This is a genomic window from Shimia sagamensis (genome assembly GCF_900182745.1).
Taxonomy (GTDB): Bacteria; Pseudomonadota; Alphaproteobacteria; order Rhodobacterales; family Rhodobacteraceae; genus Shimia; species Shimia sagamensis.
Genome location: NZ_FXTY01000004.1, coordinates 61,411 through 77,871, shown reverse-complemented (window position 1 = coordinate 77,871; position 16,461 = coordinate 61,411). Strand labels below are relative to the sequence as shown.

Here is a 16,461-nt window from a genome sequence, read left to right as displayed (position 1 = left end):
GTCACGCGGAATTCCGCTATGCATTGACAATACCCCCTTTCGCCCCACATTTTTCGCCGCCATAAGGCTCGCGCCGAGTCGAGAGGAAAATGAATGCCAGTAGTTGTCGTAGAATCCCCAGCCAAAGCCAAAACAATTAACAAATACCTTGGCTCGGACTACACGGTATTGGCCTCTTACGGCCACATCCGCGACCTGCCGGCCAAAAACGGCTCGGTTGATCCTGACGACGATTTTGAGATGACATGGGAGATTGGCAATTCCTCTCGCCCCCACGTCAAAGCCATCGCAGACGCGCTAAAAGACGACAACGAACTGATCCTCGCAACCGACCCCGATCGCGAAGGCGAAGCGATCAGCTGGCACCTCGAAGAAGCGCTGCGCAAACGGCGCGCCATCAAAAAAGACACCAACGTGTCCCGTGTGGTGTTCAACGCGATCACCAAATCCGCCATCACCGAGGCGATGAAAAACCCGCGTCAGGTCGATCAACCGCTGGTGGACGCTTATCTGGCTCGCCGTGCGCTCGACTACCTCGTTGGTTTCAACCTCTCCCCGGTGCTGTGGCGCAAACTGCCCGGTGCGCGCTCTGCTGGTCGTGTGCAATCCGTCTGCCTGCGCCTGATCGTGGAGCGTGAAACCGAGATCGAGGCGTTTAACGCCCGCGAATACTGGTCGGTGAAAGCCCAGCTCTCCACCCCGCGCAACCAACAGTTTGAGGCCCGCCTCACCGTGCTGGGCGGCGAGAAGCTCGACAAGTTCTCGCTGGAAAACTCCACTGCTGCTGAACTGGCCGTACAAGCCATCCAAAGCCGTGATCTCTCCGTAGCGCGCGTCGAGGCCAAGCCCGCGTCGCGTAACCCGTCCGCGCCCTTTATGACCTCGACCCTGCAGCAGGAAGCCAGCCGCAAGTTTGGCATGGGTGCCAAACACTGCATGAGCACCGCGCAGCGCCTCTATGAGGCCGGTTACATCACTTATATGCGGACCGACGGCATCGACATGGCGCCGGAAGCTGTAGAAAGCGCACGCGACGCCATTGAGACGCTCTATGGCAAGGACTATGTGCCCGCCAAGCCTCGGATTTATAAGAACAAAGCCAAAAACGCGCAGGAAGCACACGAATGTATCCGCCCCACGGATATGATGCGCAAGCCAGCCGATCTGAAGGTGTCTGAGGACGATCAGCGCAAGCTTTACGACCTGATCTGGAAGCGTACGCTGGCCTGCCAGATGGAAGGCGCCCGCATGGAGCGCACCACCGTAGACATCGCCTCCGGTGACCAACAAATCGAGCTGCGCGCCACCGGTCAGGTCGTGATGTTTGACGGCTTTATGCGCGTCTACGAAGAAGGCCGCGACGATCAGGTTGTGGATGACGAGGACGGCAAGCGCCTGCCACAAATCATGCAGGGCGAAGCCATGGCCAAAAACGCCGTCTCCCCGGAACAGCACTTCACCCAGCCGCCGCCTCGCTACACTGAGGCCACCTTGGTGAAACGTATGGAAGAGCTTGGCATCGGCCGCCCATCCACCTACGCGTCGGTGATCACCACCATCCAAGACCGCGACTACGTCCGCAAAGAAAAAAACCGCCTGTTCCCAGAGGACAAAGGCCGGATCGTGACGATCTTCCTTGTGAATTTCTTCCGCAAATATGTTGGCTATGAGTTCACCGCCAACCTCGAAGAAGAGCTCGATGACGTCTCCGCCGGAGATCGCAACTACAAAAACGTGCTGTCGCGCTTCTGGAAAGACTTCCACGCCGCGATTGCCGAAACCAGCGACCTGCGCATCTCCGAGGTGCTCGACATCTTGGACGCCGCGCTGGCGCCACAGCTCTATCCAGCCCGCGAAGATGGCACAGATCCGCGCGTCTGCCCAAAATGTGGCGCAGGCCAGTTGCACCTGAAAACCTCCCGCACTGGCGGCTTTGTTGGCTGCGGCAACTACCCGGAGTGCAATTACACCCGCCCGATCTCTGGCGAAGGCGCTGAGGGTTACGAAAAGGTTCTGGGCGAGGACGCAGGGGATGAAATCCACCTGAAGTCCGGCCGCTTTGGCCCCTACGTGCAACGCGGCGAAGCCACCCCGGAAAACAAAAAGCCGCCACGCTCCTCTCTACCCAAACAGGGCAAAGAGTACCTGCCCGGTTGGGGCCCTGAAGAGGTGACATTGGAGCAGGCCGTGACCCTGCTGACCTTGCCGCGCGAAATTGGCATGCACCCCGAGGGCGGCGCCATTGCCTCCAACCTGGGACGGTTTGGCCCCTACATCATGCACCAGCTGCCTGATGAGGAAAAACCGGTCTATGCCAACCTCAAAGAGACCTTGGATGTCTTTGAAATCGGCATGAACCGCGCCATGGAAATGATCACCGAGAAGCGCAACAACCCGGGCCGTGGCCGCCGCGCCGCCGCCAAAGCATTGCGCGAGTTGGGCGAACACCCGGATGCCGGCGGTCCGGTCAACATCATGGATGGCCGCTATGGCCCTTATGTGAAATGGGAAAAAGTCAACGCCACGATCCCGAAAGAGATCGAAGTGAAAGACGTCACCATGGAACAGGCCATGGAGTGGATCGTCGAAAAAGCTGGTAAAAAGCCCGCCAAAAAGAAAGCCGCCGCTAAGAAAAAACCGGCGGCAAAAAAGAAGGCTCCAGCCAAGAAGGCCGCTGCCAAGAAAACCAAAAAAGACTAAGGATCAGGCCCCCTCAGCGGGGCCTTTTCTTTCGCCAGTCACCAATTGCGCGCTGACTGCTCCATTGCCGCATGCCGGTGATCCATTCAGAAAGGCTCCCGACTTTTTTGGGGGGCTTTCCGGTCCAATCACATACGTCAGCTCTGCGAACAAAAGTGGCTTTCGCTGCGCAGCACACGTATGGCGGCGTGCTGCACATTGCGACCGCAGTTCAAAGCAGTAAAAGGGAAGCCGGAACTTGCAGCCACCAAGACCATTTACAAAGCGCGTCACGCAACTAAGTCCACTGGCAACACAAAAGGAACCATAGTGATGAATTTTCAAAGAATTGGTGGAGTCTGCGGACTGATCGCGGCCGGAACCTATTTGTTTGGAATTGGATTGTTGCTGGGCGTATTGGAGCCAGCGGGCTATGGCGGAACAGACATGGTTGCGCAGGCCAGGTTTCTCTCTGAAAACCAGTTCATCATGTATATCTGGAACCTGGTAATATGGATTCTGAATGCCATTGTATTGGTCATCCTCGCCCTCGCCATTCACGACAGGCTGCAGCAAAAAGCGCCCGCCTTCAGTCAAGTGGCCACATCTTTTGCGTTGATTTGGGCGGGATTGGTTTTGGCCAGTGGCATGCTTTCAAACATCACTTTGGGCACGGTTTCCACGCTCTACGCCTCGGACCCCGTGCAAGCTGGCGCATTTCTGCAAAGCCTCACCGCGGTGGAAGAAGGGCTGGGCGGCGGCAATGAGCTTGCCGGAGGGTTGTGGGTGTTGATCCTGAGTTGGGGGGCCTTGCGGACCGAGGCGTTTTCCAAGCCTATGAATTTATGCGGCATGCTAATTGGCTTTGCGGGACTAAGCACGTTGTTCCCAGCCCTTGCTCCAGTCACGGGCGCCATATTTGGCCTGGGTTTCATTGTCTGGTTTGCATGGGTGGGTATTCATCTGCTGCGAAACTAAGGCTTGGGAAAAGACACGCAGATCCACAAAACACCGTTTGTTGAGACGACTTGTCTTCAAAATGCCGATGCTGTGACATCCACTGTCACCTACCGGCGGGTGGTTGCAGTGTCAGTTCGGTGTGCTGCACCGCTGCCCCGCCCGCACCACTACCCACAAACGCCCGTAGTAATACCGGGCACCCCCTGCTGGCGTTGACTCATCCCTGCCCCGCCGTCACTACTCTCCCCAATTTCCGGATAAGGGGAGACATCCATGAAAAAGGTATATGCAAATGCCGCTGAGGCGCTGGACGGCGTTTTGAGCGACGGCATGTTCATTGCCTCAGGCGGCTTTGGCCTCTGCGGCATTCCCGAGCTTCTGCTCGACGCAATCAAAGACAGCGGCGTCAAAGATCTGACCTTCGCGTCTAACAACGCAGGTGTGGACGATTTTGGCATCGGCATCCTGTTGCAGACCAAACAGGTCAAAAAGATGATCAGCTCCTACGTGGGCGAAAACGCAGAATTTATGCGCCAGTACCTCTCCGGAGAGCTGGAGCTGGAATTCAACCCACAGGGCACTCTGGCTGAGCGTATGCGCGCTGGCGGCGCGGGCATCCCTGGCTTCTTCACCAAGACCGGCGTCGGTACCGTGATTGCCGAAGGCAAGCTGGAAAAGCAGTTCCCCACCGGCCCCGATGGCGCCATGGAAGACTACATCATGGAAGAAGGCATGTTTGCCGATCTGGCCATTGTGAAAGCCTGGAAAGCCGATGAAACCGGCAACCTTGTGTTCCGCAAAACCGCGCGCAACTTCAACGCACCTGCGGCCACCTGCGGCAAGATCTGCATTGTTGAGGTTGAAGAGATCGTGCCCACCGGCTCGCTTGATCCCGACAGCATCCATCTGCCCGGCATCTACGTGCACCGCATCATCCAAGGTGATCACGAAAAACGTATCGAACAGCGCACCGTGCGCCCGCGCGAGGAGGCATAATCATGGCTTGGGATCGCAATCAAATGGCGGCACGCGCCGCACAAGAACTGCAAGACGGCTGGTATGTGAACCTCGGCATCGGCATCCCGACGCTGGTTTCCAACCACATCCCCGAAGGCGTCGAAGTCACGCTGCAGTCGGAAAACGGCATGTTGGGAATGGGCCCCTTCCCCATCGAAGGCGATGAGGACGCAGACCTGATCAACGCCGGCAAGCAGACCATCACCGAACTGCCCCAGACCGCGTATTTTGACTCTGCGCAAAGCTTCGCGATGATCCGCGGCGGCAAAATTGCCATGGCCATCCTCGGTGCCATGGAAGTGGCGGAAAATGGCGATCTGGCCAACTGGATGATCCCCGGCAAGCTTGTCAAAGGCATGGGCGGCGCGATGGATCTGGTGGCCGGCGTGGGCCGCGTGGTGGTTGTGATGGATCACGCCAACAAACACGGCGTCTCCAAGGTGCTCAAGGAATGCACCCTACCCCTGACCGGCAAAGGCGTGGTGGACCGCATCATCACCAACCTAGGTGTGCTCGACGTGGTTGAAGGCGGCCTGAAAATCGTCGAATGCGCCGATGGCGTGTCTGAGGACGAGCTGCGCGCCGCAACTGAGGCGAACATCGTCACCTAAGCGCGACGCACAGGTGAAATTGCATAGCCTCGCCAGATTTGGCGGGGCTATTTTGTTTCTAGAGAGCGGTACCCAACTCTGCGTGGACACACCGCAAGACGAGAGCACCGCAATTCTCGCCAGTGATGACGCTTTCTTCCCCGCAGGTTCCAGAAGACCTGAAGTCTGCTCACGCTTGGCAAAGGGTAACGGCTTTTTAGCACTCTCATGCTCAGGTGACGCCGGAACTTAAATGATCATTCAATTTTTGGAGTCACCATGCAAAAATCCACGCTTTTTGCCGCCGCACTTGCGGTTCTTGCGACCACAGCCGCTGCCGAAACGGTTAAATTGACCACTTTGGAGTGGCCGCCCTACGTAAACGCTGACGCCTCAGGGACCTCCACCGACGCTGTGATCGCCGCCTTTGCCGCTGCTGGCGATCAGGTTGTGGCCGAGGTCTTCCCTTGGAACCGTGCGGTGAATCTGGCCGCCAAGGACCCGAATTACCTTGGCCTGTATCCAGAATACTATGACGCTGGCGCTGATGCTGAAAAAGGCGGCGACCGCTGCATTTACTCCGCACCTTTTGGCACCTCTCCAGTGGGCTTTATCCACCGCAAGGACAACGCTTTTGACTGGTCAGACCACGCCTCTTTGGCCAACTACCGTATTGGCGTTGTCGAAGGATACATCAATGAAGCCCGCTTTGACGGCATGGTTGCTGATGGCTCTCTGAAAGTCGACGCGGGCCCAACCGACGCCTCCAACGTCGAAAAGGTTGCCGCTGGCCGTATGGACGCCGCCGTGATTGACCGTAACGTGTTTGAGCACATGCTCGCCACCGAGCCACGCCTTGCCAAACACGCCGATGCACTGGTGTTCCATAAGTCACCGCTGGCGAACCACAACCTTCTGGTCTGTTTCGAAAATTCAGACCAAGGCCGCGCCGCCCGCGACCGCTTCAATTCCGGCCTGTAACTCTCAGACACCGCTTTACAGCGGCGCGCCCCAGTGGCGCGTCGTTTCTCTTTGCGCCTTCCCCTTCCTGCGCACCTATGCCATCACTGCGCCCCATGGAACTAAACGCTCTCGCCTTTGATCACGCCCCTGTTGGGCTTTGCATCCTTGAAAACCGGATCATCCAGCGGGTGAACCTGCGCTTTGGCGAAATGTTTGCCACCACGCCCGAGGCCTGCGCCAATCGCTCGATTGCCGATTTCTACGCCTCCGACGAAGATTTTCAGAAGCTGGGCGCAAAAGTCTACACAACCATGGGCAACACCGGTCGCTATAGCGATGAACGGGTGATGCAACGCATGGATGGCACGCTGTTCTGGTGCCGCGTGCGGGGACAATCAACCTCACCGGAATATCCGTTTCAGAAAAGCGTTTGGTCCTTTGCTGACCTCTCAGAAGACCGCCCCGTGGTGGAGCTCACACAACGCGAACGCGAAGTTGCCATCCTGACCTGTCGCGGCATGACCTCCAAAGAAATTGGTCTCGACCTTGGCCTGTCTTATCGCACCGTCGAAGAGTACCGCGCCCGCCTGCTGCGTAAGTTTGGCGCTCGCAAACTTGCGGAATTGGTGGCCAAACTCTCTGGAATGCCGCTTTAGGCCCCATTTAGGGCTGGAAACCGCGTCCATTTCCTCCCATCTGAACCTCAGATCAGCTTTCCTAGGGGCAGCTTTTTCTCTATAAGCGCCGCAGGGGAAACCAATAAGACTCAACAGCGCTTAAGCGCGTAGGGGATAGAAACGTAAAATGAGCAAACAAAATCACGATTCTGATGTGGCCTTCATCTCTGCTTTGGCAGAGCTGCTGCGGGAAAACGACCTGACAGAGCTGGAAGTGATGCGCGAATATGGTGAAGATGACAGCATGAATGTGCGGGTCAGCCGCCAGACTCAAGTGGTTGCTGCTGCACCTGTCGCCATGGCCGCACCAGCTGCCGCCGCAGCTCCTGTGGCCGCCGCCGCACCTGCCGCCGCAACCGCAACCAGCCAAGACGATCCAGCCAGCCACCCGGGCGCTGTGACCTCACCTATGGTTGGCACAGTGTATCTGTCACCTGAACCAGGTGCCGCAGCCTTCGCGGCTGTGGGCCAGACCGTGTCCGAGGGCGACACACTGCTGATCGTGGAAGCCATGAAAACCATGAACCACATCCCGGCGCCTAAATCCGGCACCGTGAAGCGCATTCTGGTTGGCGACGGTGACACTGTGGAATACGGCGCACCCCTGGCGATCATCGAGTAAGGCGGTCCAATGTTTGACAAAATCCTGATCGCAAACCGCGGAGAGATCGCCCTGCGCGTGATCCGTGCGTGCCGCGAAATGGGCATCAAATCGGTGGCGGTGCACTCCACCGCTGATGCTGATGCGATGCACGTACGCATGGCGGATGAGGCCATCTGCATCGGCCCGGCTCCGGGCACGGAAAGCTATCTGAACGTGGCGGCGATCATTGCCGCCTGCGAAGTCACCGGCGCGCAAGCGATCCACCCGGGCTATGGTTTCCTGTCAGAAAACGCCAGCTTTGTGCAAATCATCGAAGACCACGGCCTGACCTTCATCGGCCCCACTGCGGAGCACATCCGCACCATGGGCGACAAGATCACCGCCAAAGACACGATGATCAAATTGGGCGTGCCTTGCGTGCCCGGCTCTGAAGGCGGCGTTCCTGATCTGGCGGCAGCCAAGAAGCTCGGCGCAGAAATGGGCTACCCGGTTATCATCAAAGCCACCGCAGGTGGCGGCGGGCGCGGCATGAAAGTGGCGGCCACTGCGGCCGACATGGAAAGCGCCTTTATGACCGCACGGGCCGAAGGCAAATCCAACTTCGGCAACGACGAAGTCTATATCGAGAAGTACCTCACCACACCGCGCCACATCGAAATCCAGGTCTTTGGCGACGGCAAAGGCAAAGCGGTCCATCTCGGCGAACGGGATTGCTCCCTGCAACGGCGTCACCAGAAGGTGTTTGAGGAGGCCCCCGGCCCGTCCATCACCCCGGAAGAGCGCGCAAAAATTGGTAAAGTCTGTGCGGATGCGGTTGCCAAAATCAACTACATCGGCGCTGGCACCATCGAATTTCTGTATGAAAACGGCGAGTTCTATTTCATTGAAATGAACACCCGCCTTCAGGTCGAACACCCGGTGACCGAAGCCATCTTTGGCGTCGATCTGGTGCGCGAGCAGATCCTTGTGGCCGCCGGCGAATCCATGACCTTTGGTCAGGATGATCTGGAGATCAATGGCCACTCCATTGAGGTTCGCATCAACGCTGAGCGTCTGCCAAACTTTGCCCCCTGCCCGGGCAAAATCACGGCGTATCATGCGCCTGGTGGCCTTGGGGTACGGATGGATTCAGCGCTGTATCAGGGCTATTCCATCCCGCCCTACTACGACAGCCTGATTGGCAAGCTCATTGTGCACGGCCGCGACCGCGCCGAAGCCTTGGCGCGTTTGGACCGTGCCTTGGGGGAGTTGATTGTGGATGGCATCGACACCACCACACCGCTGTTCCACGCCCTGCTTCAGGAAAAAGACATCCACACCGGTGAGTACAACATTCACTGGCTGGAAAAATGGCTCGACGCCAACATGGCCGAAGGCTGATCCCTAATGGGCGCGCATCATGAGTGAGGTCACGCCAGACCTTTTGATGCGCGCCTATGGCATGGGTGTTTTTCCCATGTCCGAGAACCGCGATGACCCGGACATCTTCTGGGTGGACCCGATCCGCCGCGGTATTTTCCCTCTCGACAGCTTCCACATCTCCCGCAGCCTGCGCCGCCGCATCCGGCGTGGCGGTTATACCGTAACGCTCAACGGTGATTTTGAGGGCGTGGTGAATGGGTGTGCGGACCGTGACGAAACCTGGATCAACGAACAAATCCACACGCTTTACATGGCGCTGCACGCGCGGGGAGAGGCACACTCGCTGGAAGTCTGGGACGGCACTGCTCTCATTGGCGGTGTCTACGGCGTCACCCTAGGTGGTGCCTTCTTTGGCGAGAGCATGTTTTCACGAAAAACCGATGCGTCCAAAATTGCACTTGCTTATCTAATAGAGCACCTGCGCCGATGTGGATTTACGCTGTTTGACACACAGTTCATCACCGATCACCTGTCCTCTTTGGGCGCAATCGAAATTCCACGGGCAGATTATCACAAGATGCTGACATGGGCGCTCCGGCATGACGCCGACATCACGGCTCACTCGTTGCCGTCACCCTCAGAACTGCTTGGCGCGTCCACCTGAGCCAGGCCGGTACACCGCAGCACCCAAACGTCATAGCGCGCATGATCCAGCGCGCTTAGCGCCGGCGAAGATGCCACCATCCAACCTTGGAACACATTGGCGCCCTCGCCCTGATCTTCATAGACCGAGATAAACGCATAGGCGTCGCCATTGGGATTCTCGCTTGGATGGCGACATTGCGCCATATCCACACGCAACGTGCCAAATTTCACCGAGTAGCCATTGTCGAGTTCAAAATCCGCGACCTGCCCGGTCAGCTTGTCCAGCCCCCGCAGCAACGCGCCTTTGCCCACCGTGGCAGCCACCACGCTCTCGCTTTTCACATCACCCAGCGGAATTTGAAGCGTCTCGTATTTGAGCGGCTCGATCTCCAGCATTTCGATCTGAATCTCTTGCGCCTGCGCCATCACCGGCAACAACAGCGCAGCAGTTAAAGTCGCCAGCTTAGTCATCATCGCCACCACTCACAAATTTCAACAACAGCGAGATCAGGCTCACAGAACTTTGTGTGTCCTCTATCTCGTCCCCGGCTTCAAAATTGAACGGCGATCCACCTGGCAGGATCTCGACAAAGTTCCCGCCAAGCAGGCCTTCGGAGGACACCACCACCGCGCTGTCGTCAGGCAGTTCAATGCCGTCCAGCACGCTAAACGTGGTCAGCGCACGGAAGGTCTGAGGATCAAGTTGAATGTCGGTCACGGTGCCGATTTTCACACCAGCCAGCCGCACATCGGTGCCCACACTCACGCCCTCGATAGAGCGGAACGATGCATTAAGCCCATAACCGCTACCACCCTGCCCGACGCTGGCAAACTGCGCACTATAAAGCAGAAAGGCAGCAGCTGCCGCTACAACAGCAGCGCCAACAAAAGTCTCTGTACGAACCGCAGACATCAGGCTTACTCGGGGCTCCAGGCCTCATAGTCGGACCGTTCCACCGGCGCTTTACCATGCGCGCGGATAGTGCCCGCAGGCGCATAGGCCAGCGCGGTGCCGGTCACGTTTTCCTGATGCGGAATTTCCCACTCTTGGTGTTTCAACGGCTTTTCAGACGGCACCTCATCAAAGGTCCGATGCAACCAGCCATGCCAATCGGCGCTGATCCGGCTTGCTTCAACTTCACCGTTGAACATCACCCAGCGCTTGGAATCATTGGCCGTGCGGTAATAGACATTACCTTGGTCGTCTTCACCCATTTTCACGCCTTTGCGCGCCGTAAACAGCTTGGTGTTCAGCGTGCCGCCGTTCCACCAAGTCAAAACATTGTTGATTGTGCTCAAAATGCCCATGGGAGTCTCCGCAAATTCTTCCTCCATATGGACCATTTACGCTCAAAGGTCCAGTGGCGGAACGGCGCACTTGGCATGAATACAATCACCCTTTGGCGGCAGCCCGCCCACGCACCATGATCACCAGCCCTGACAGCACAATCAACGCGCTGCCAATCAGCATCCAACTGTCCAGCCGCTCGCCAAACACCACCACACCCAACGCCACACCAAACAGCAACCGACTGTAGCGGAACGGTGTCACCGCGGACACTTCCCCGGTGCGCATCGCCCGCATCAACGCGCTATAGGCAAACACCCCACAGGCCACCGCTCCCACCACAGCCAGCAAGGCTTTCGGTGGCGGAGTGTGAAACGGCACCTGCTCCCAGATCACGCCATAGGCGGCCCCGGCCACCACAATTGCCAGAAACCCGTAAAGTCCCAAAACAGCGGTACTCAGGCTTGCCGGCGCCGCCCGACTGGCCAAATCGCGGCCGGCAAATCCCAACATGCCTGCAACCGCCAACAGTGACAGCCAGCTAAAGCTCTCCCCACCGGGGCGCACAATAAGCACCACACCAATCAGCCCAATCACAATCGCCAACCAGCGCCGCCAGCCCACCTGTTCGCCCAGCACCAGTGCGGCAAAAGCCACCACCACCAAAGGCGTGGCTTGCAAAATCACTGTGGTGGAGCTCAACGGCGTCAACGCCAGAGACAGCGTGAAAAACAACCGTCCCACAATTTCAAAAACCACCCGCACCTGCATTGGGCGTGACGCCACCTCTTTGGGGGCCAACGGCTGCGATTTTGCCCGCAGCCACAGCGCAAACACCATTGCGCCCCCGGCCCCAAACAGCACCATCACCTGCGCAATCGGCAAACTCCGCGCCGCCGCCTTCAAGAAAGCATCTTCCACGGCAAACCCCGCCATGGCGACAACCATGAACACAGCGCCCAGCCGGTTGGCTGCGCGGTCGGTGGCAATATGTGATGTCATGTGGAGAGCCTTACTTGGACACCCGCGCGGTCACTTCGATCTCAATCTTCATCGCCGCTTCCATCAGGTTGGCAATGATCATCGTCGCCGCAGGCTTGGCCTTGGCAAAGACCTCGCTGGTCACGGGCCAGCATGCCTCAAAGTCGTCGCCATTGGGCAGAATGTAATTCACCCGCACCACATCATCGAGCGAGCTTCCCGCTTCTTCGAGCGCTTTGCCAATGGTGGCGAGTGTATTGCGACACTGCGCTGCCACATCCTCAGGCATGGTCATGGTTGCGTAGTCATACCCCGTGGTGCCCGCCACAAAGACCCAACTATCCGCCACAACCGCGCGGCTATACCCGATTTTTTCTTCAAACGGCGATCCGGTGGAAATGTGACGTACAGACATGGGGAGGCTCCTTGAAATGGGATGGCTAAGACATCCTCTGGTGGTGACAAACTGTCAATGGGTGAGAGCCACGAAAAAGGCACCCCGCTTTTGGGGTGCCCTAACTGCTTCAAAAGAAGTGCTGGCTCTGATTAGCCGCCCTGATTGCGCTGTAAGCTCTCCAGGACCACATCAAGCGAAAAACTACCGGGCTTTTGACGCGGTGGATACTCTATGAAGGTCTCTAAGAAAGCACCAACAAAGGCTTGTGCCGGAACAAGGAGGAACAACCGCTCAAACCGCCAAGTGCCGTAATTGATCGACTCATGATCTGCGATTTCAAACGGATCTGAGTAGAGATCAAAGATCTTAGGCAAACGCAGGAAAGTGAAGGGGTTTTCCCAAACATCCATGCCATGGGCGCGTTGTTCGGCAAAAACAATTTTCCACCGATTGTAGCGTAAGTTCACCAAATCACCCGTGTCAGAGAAATAGAAAAACTCGCGACGCGGACCTTCGTCAGCCTCGCCTTTCCAGCGCGGCAAAAAGTCATAACCATCCAGATGCACCTTGGTGTTGTCTTCACCAAATTGTGGCCCTTCCAGCAATTTTTCTTTCAGGTCTGTGTCACCCAGGGCTGAAGCAATCGTCGGAAACCAGTCCATATGACTGATGATATCGCTGGACCGCGTTCCCGGCTCAATCACACCGGGCCATTTGACAATCAAAGGAACGCGGTAACCGCCCTCCCAATTGTCATTCTTTTCCCCCCGGAAGGGAGCCGTGCCACCGTCCGGCCACGTGAATTTCTCGGCCCCATTGTCGGTTGTGTACATAACGACAGTGTTGTCATCGATTCCCATCTCTTCGAGTTTCGCCAACAACAGGCCAACATGGCCGTCATGCTCCACCATACCGTCCGGATACACCCCTAGCCCGGTCACACCCTGGCTTTCATCTTTCAGGTGCGTGAACACATGCATACGTGTTGCATTCCACCACAGAAAAAACGGCTTTTCCTGCTCATTTGCCCGCTCCATGAAATCTAGGGCGCCAGCGGTGATTTCCTCATCGATGGTTTCCATCCGCTTTCTTGTCAGCGGCCCGGTGTCTTCTATCGAGCCATCGGCGGAAGACTTGATAACGCCACGAGGTCCAAATTTCTCACGGAATTCCGCACCTTTGGGGTAATCAACATTCTCCGGTTCTTCTTCGGCATTCAAATGATACAAATTGCCAAAAAACTCGTCAAACCCGTGATTTGTGGGCAGGTGCTCATCGCGATCACCCAGATGGTTCTTACCATATTGACCTGTCATGTAGCCCTTGGACTTCATGTATTCCGCGATGGTTGGATCTTCGGGCCGCATGCCTTCTTCAGCACCAGGTAGCCCGACCTTCAGCAACCCGGTACGAAACCCACTTTGCCCGGTGACAAAGGCCGCGCGCCCGGCGGTACAGGATTGTTCGCCATAGGCATGGGTGAAAATCATACCATCTTTCGCGATTGAATCGATATTTGGCGTCTCGTAGCCCATCATCCCTTGATTGTAAGCGCTGACATTCCAGTACCCAATGTCATCGCCCCAAATCATCAAAAAGTTCAGGGGCTTGTCTTGCGCAGACACACTTGTCGCAAACATCAATGCCAACGTCGGGGCGGCTGTTCGGAATATAAAGTTGGGAAGTTTTTCAAAATTTATCATAAAACTTATCCTTTTTTGCACCCGCATCGCAGCGAGCTCGCCTCTCACCCTACCTCCCGAAAGGCCATCCAACAAATTTTGCCGTGTGAAAGACCTTTTGATAGGGCGCTTGCACATCTGAGCCCTGCAAGCAAAAGCGGATAAAGGGGGAGTTCTACAGCCCATTTTTTTGAGTGTTTGACGACAATCCCAATGCGGCAATGCTTCGATGGCAAAAGCTGCCTTCGCAGCTACCACGGACATTGTCTCGCGCCTCTGAAGGTTTTTTCTCGCCTTCGCACCACATCACCGAGCGAGCTTCCCGCTTCCTCGAGCGCCTTCCATAAGCGGGTCTCTTGTGTGGTTGGACTTTATGTAGGAGATTGCCAAGCTAGAACCAAAGGAGTCTTCGCTATGTTGGTCTATGGATTAAGCACTTGTTCGATTTGCAAAAAGGCCCTCAAAGCGCTGGAGGATTCCGGTGTAGCGTGCGAATTCAGAGACGTCCGCGCCGACCCACTCAGCGAAGCAGAGCTTGCGGTGTTGATCGCAGAGTTTGGGGATCGACTGGTCGATCGCACCACAAACGACTGGCGGGGATTGAGCGACTGGTTAAAACACTCCGAAGCCGAAGATCAACTCGCGGCCAAACCAAAGCTGATGGCACGCCCTGTGATCCAACTTGAAGGCACCTACTATCTTGGGTGGGACGATGCGGTGCAGAAGGCCGTGTTGCCTGCGCAATAGGCGTGGACTGACATAGTGCGCTCCACGTCAGTCTGTGTCTCAATTGCTGACACCTGCATTGGGTTAATTCTGTTCCGAGAAGCTACCCTAATGCCAAATCAAAGATTTGGCAGCGCCCCACTGGCCGTCAGGGGCTTGCGCAGCAAGCTCCCGAGAGGTGAACCGCCCCCGCCAAACCGGAGGTTTGCCTCCGGCAAAACGCGGGCGCCTCGCGTCCTAGCCTCTCGGATCGTGCACGGTGGTGTCAAACTAAGCCCCCAACCATTGATACCTGCGACGAAAGTCGGGTACGAGCCCAGACACACCAATGCTGTGCAATGCAGGAACGGCGGCTACCGGGTCCCTGCACTCATTCCGTGTGCGCTTTGCGACTGTCGGACGGGGCCTGCTCGCGGTCGAACATGCCGTAGTCACGAATGACGCTGGCGATGCGAAGGCGGTAGTCGTCAAACACAGCAGCCCGACCCTTTGCCTGCGCCCCGCGATGGTCATTCAGATTACGCCAGCGGGCGATTGCTGCATCATCCTCGAAGAATGACAGAGACAGGATTTTACGCGGGTCAGTCAGGCTCTGGAACCGTTCAACCGAGATGAACCCCTCGATCTGATCCAGCATCGGACGCATCTCGGACGCGATGTCGAGATATTCCCCCTTACGCCCTTCCGCCGGTTCGACCTCAAAGATGACCGCGATCATGTTTTGATACCTGGACTGTGTGGCGCAGAAGCGCGCTTTAGGAATGTCCTGTCTTCACGCAGAAGGAATTTCTCTTTCTGGGCGAACTCATAGTTATCACGGCCCAGTGGGTCCGCTGACAATCGCGACCGATAGGCTTCATAGTCTGCGAGGCTTTTCACATTGTAGATCCCGTAGGCCAGCGTCGAAGACCCTTCATGGGGCGCATAATAGCCGATCAGATCCGCGCCACAGCGCGGGATCGCCTGCCCCCAGTTGCGGGAATATTCTTCAAACTGCGCCTTCTTGGTGGGGTCGATTTGATAGCGAATGATACAGGTCAACATTGTGGGGTCCTCTCAGTGTATTTTCTCCGGTCTACCTGATTGCGACGAGCGAATGCTTCGATTAAGGTCGAACTATGAAAGAAGGTCCTGATATTGCACATGTCGCCGCGCTGATCGGTGATCCCGCCCGCGCCAACATGCTGACCGCGCTCATGAGCGGGAAAGCCCTGACCGTGAGCGAATTAGCAGAGGAAGCAGGCGTTACAATTCAGACAGCCAGCTCTCACCTGTCGAAGCTTGATGGCGGCGGTTTGCTGCGCCCTCGCAAACAAGGTCGACACAAATATTTTTCTCTCGCAAATGACGACGTTGCGCATGTTCTGGAAGGCTTGATGGGTTTAGCGGCGGGATCGGGCCGTCTTCGCAAACGCACCGGGCCAAAAGACGCCGCATTGCGACAGGCGCGCGTCTGCTACAACCATCTTGCCGGTGATATGGGCACGCAAATGTTCGACAGCCTGATTGCGCAGGGCCATCTATCCCTTGACGGTGACGACCTCAATCTAACGCGTTCCGGCCAAGCATTTGTAACAGAACTTGGAATTGACCTAGCTGAACTACGCAAAAATAAATCACCGCTTTGCCGGGAATGTCTGGACTGGAGTGAGCGCAGGTCACATCTGGCGGGTAGCCTTGGCCGTGCATTCCTTAGCCGATTTGAAGGCCTGTCGTGGGCCAGGCGCGATCAGAAAACGCGCGTGATTTCATTCTCGGCAAACGGAACCACGGAATTTGAACGACTGTTCTCTGTTGGTTGACCTTCCCTGAATGTCGGGAACCGGACATTGGCGCAGCCGCAGCAAAAGCTCACTTTGTCCCGCTCAGCGGACATTACCCCACCAAACA

The 16,461-nt window shown here is 56.9% G+C and carries 19 protein-coding genes; 11 read left to right on the top strand and 8 right to left on the bottom strand.

Annotation, left to right across the window (positions count from 1 at the left end):
• The first annotated feature begins 93 nt into the window (after positions 1-93).
• The 9 genes from topA to aat all read left to right on the top strand — a co-directional run bounded on the left by topA (position 94) and on the right by aat (position 9,516).
• Positions 94-2,700 carry a type I DNA topoisomerase gene (gene topA, locus QOL67_RS11200; RefSeq protein ID WP_283426051.1) on the top strand — a complete coding sequence of 869 codons (2,607 nt, stop codon included), beginning with the start codon at positions 94-96 and terminating at the stop codon, positions 2,698-2,700.
• A 312-nt stretch (positions 2,701-3,012) separates the two neighbouring features.
• Positions 3,013-3,657, top strand: coding sequence for a hypothetical protein (locus tag QOL67_RS11195; protein ID WP_283426050.1), 645 nt, complete (start codon positions 3,013-3,015; stop codon positions 3,655-3,657).
• Between the two features lie 255 nt (positions 3,658-3,912).
• Complete coding sequence (locus QOL67_RS11190) at positions 3,913-4,635, top strand: CoA transferase subunit A (RefSeq protein WP_164646271.1); 723 nt, start codon at positions 3,913-3,915, stop codon at positions 4,633-4,635.
• A 2-nt stretch (positions 4,636-4,637) separates the two neighbouring features.
• Entirely contained in the window at positions 4,638-5,267 is a 630-nt protein-coding gene (locus QOL67_RS11185) for a 3-oxoacid CoA-transferase subunit B (protein ID WP_283426049.1), read from the top strand.
• A 258-nt stretch (positions 5,268-5,525) separates the two neighbouring features.
• Positions 5,526-6,227 (top strand): substrate-binding periplasmic protein, encoded by a 702-nt coding sequence (locus tag QOL67_RS11180; protein ID WP_283426048.1) that lies wholly within the window; start codon positions 5,526-5,528, stop codon positions 6,225-6,227.
• Positions 6,228-6,322: 95 nt separating this feature from the next.
• The gene (locus tag QOL67_RS11175; protein ID WP_283426047.1) at positions 6,323-6,865 is read left to right on the top strand and encodes a LuxR C-terminal-related transcriptional regulator; all 543 of its coding nucleotides are present in this window, start codon (positions 6,323-6,325) and stop codon (positions 6,863-6,865) included.
• Between the two features lie 148 nt (positions 6,866-7,013).
• The gene (gene accB, locus QOL67_RS11170) at positions 7,014-7,508 is read left to right on the top strand and encodes an acetyl-CoA carboxylase biotin carboxyl carrier protein (protein WP_283426046.1); all 495 of its coding nucleotides are present in this window, start codon (positions 7,014-7,016) and stop codon (positions 7,506-7,508) included.
• Positions 7,509-7,517: 9 nt separating this feature from the next.
• Entirely contained in the window at positions 7,518-8,870 is a 1,353-nt protein-coding gene (gene accC / locus QOL67_RS11165) for an acetyl-CoA carboxylase biotin carboxylase subunit (RefSeq protein ID WP_283426045.1), read from the top strand.
• A gap of 19 nt (positions 8,871-8,889) precedes the next feature.
• Complete coding sequence (gene aat / locus QOL67_RS11160) at positions 8,890-9,516, top strand: leucyl/phenylalanyl-tRNA--protein transferase (protein ID WP_283426044.1); 627 nt, start codon at positions 8,890-8,892, stop codon at positions 9,514-9,516.
• On the opposite strand, the gene QOL67_RS11155 is transcribed toward aat, so the two are convergent.
• The 6 genes from QOL67_RS11155 to QOL67_RS11130 form a co-directional block, all read right to left on the bottom strand.
• On the bottom strand, positions 9,471-9,971 hold the full coding sequence (locus QOL67_RS11155; RefSeq protein WP_283426043.1) for a DUF2155 domain-containing protein: 501 nt from the start codon (positions 9,969-9,971) through the stop codon (positions 9,471-9,473). The genes aat and QOL67_RS11155 overlap by 46 nt on opposite strands.
• Positions 9,961-10,410: an outer membrane lipid asymmetry maintenance protein MlaD gene (mlaD, locus tag QOL67_RS11150; protein WP_283426042.1), complete on the bottom strand. Its 450-nt coding sequence runs from the start codon at positions 10,408-10,410 to the stop codon at positions 9,961-9,963. Before mlaD ends, QOL67_RS11155 begins: the two co-directional genes overlap by 11 nt.
• Before the next feature lie 5 nt (positions 10,411-10,415).
• Positions 10,416-10,805 (bottom strand): NADH:ubiquinone oxidoreductase subunit NDUFA12, encoded by a 390-nt coding sequence (locus QOL67_RS11145; RefSeq protein ID WP_283426041.1) that lies wholly within the window; start codon positions 10,803-10,805, stop codon positions 10,416-10,418.
• 85 nt (positions 10,806-10,890) lie between these two features.
• Positions 10,891-11,787 carry a DMT family transporter gene (locus QOL67_RS11140; protein ID WP_283426040.1) on the bottom strand — a complete coding sequence of 299 codons (897 nt, stop codon included), beginning with the start codon at positions 11,785-11,787 and terminating at the stop codon, positions 10,891-10,893.
• A 10-nt stretch (positions 11,788-11,797) separates the two neighbouring features.
• Positions 11,798-12,181, bottom strand: coding sequence for a RidA family protein (locus tag QOL67_RS11135; protein ID WP_283426039.1), 384 nt, complete (start codon positions 12,179-12,181; stop codon positions 11,798-11,800).
• 131 nt (positions 12,182-12,312) lie between these two features.
• A complete protein-coding gene (locus tag QOL67_RS11130; protein ID WP_283426038.1) occupies positions 12,313-13,866 on the bottom strand; it encodes an arylsulfatase in 1,554 nt (517 codons plus the stop codon).
• Positions 13,867-14,259: 393 nt separating this feature from the next.
• Here QOL67_RS11130 and QOL67_RS11125 point away from each other — a divergent pair, with 393 nt between their 5' ends.
• Entirely contained in the window at positions 14,260-14,592 is a 333-nt protein-coding gene (locus QOL67_RS11125; RefSeq protein ID WP_283426037.1) for an arsenate reductase family protein, read from the top strand.
• A gap of 349 nt (positions 14,593-14,941) precedes the next feature.
• Here the strand turns inward: QOL67_RS11125 and QOL67_RS11120 are convergent, their stop codons facing one another.
• Both QOL67_RS11120 and QOL67_RS11115 read right to left on the bottom strand, forming a co-directional pair.
• Entirely contained in the window at positions 14,942-15,289 is a 348-nt protein-coding gene (locus tag QOL67_RS11120; RefSeq protein ID WP_283426036.1) for an antibiotic biosynthesis monooxygenase family protein, read from the bottom strand.
• Complete coding sequence (locus QOL67_RS11115) at positions 15,286-15,615, bottom strand: NIPSNAP family protein (protein WP_283426035.1); 330 nt, start codon at positions 15,613-15,615, stop codon at positions 15,286-15,288. The genes QOL67_RS11120 and QOL67_RS11115 overlap by 4 nt, the downstream gene beginning before the upstream one ends.
• 74 nt (positions 15,616-15,689) lie before the next feature.
• Between QOL67_RS11115 and QOL67_RS11110 the strand changes: the two genes are divergently transcribed.
• Entirely contained in the window at positions 15,690-16,373 is a 684-nt protein-coding gene (locus tag QOL67_RS11110) for an ArsR/SmtB family transcription factor (RefSeq protein WP_283426034.1), read from the top strand.
• Positions 16,374-16,461: the final 88 nt, after the last annotated feature.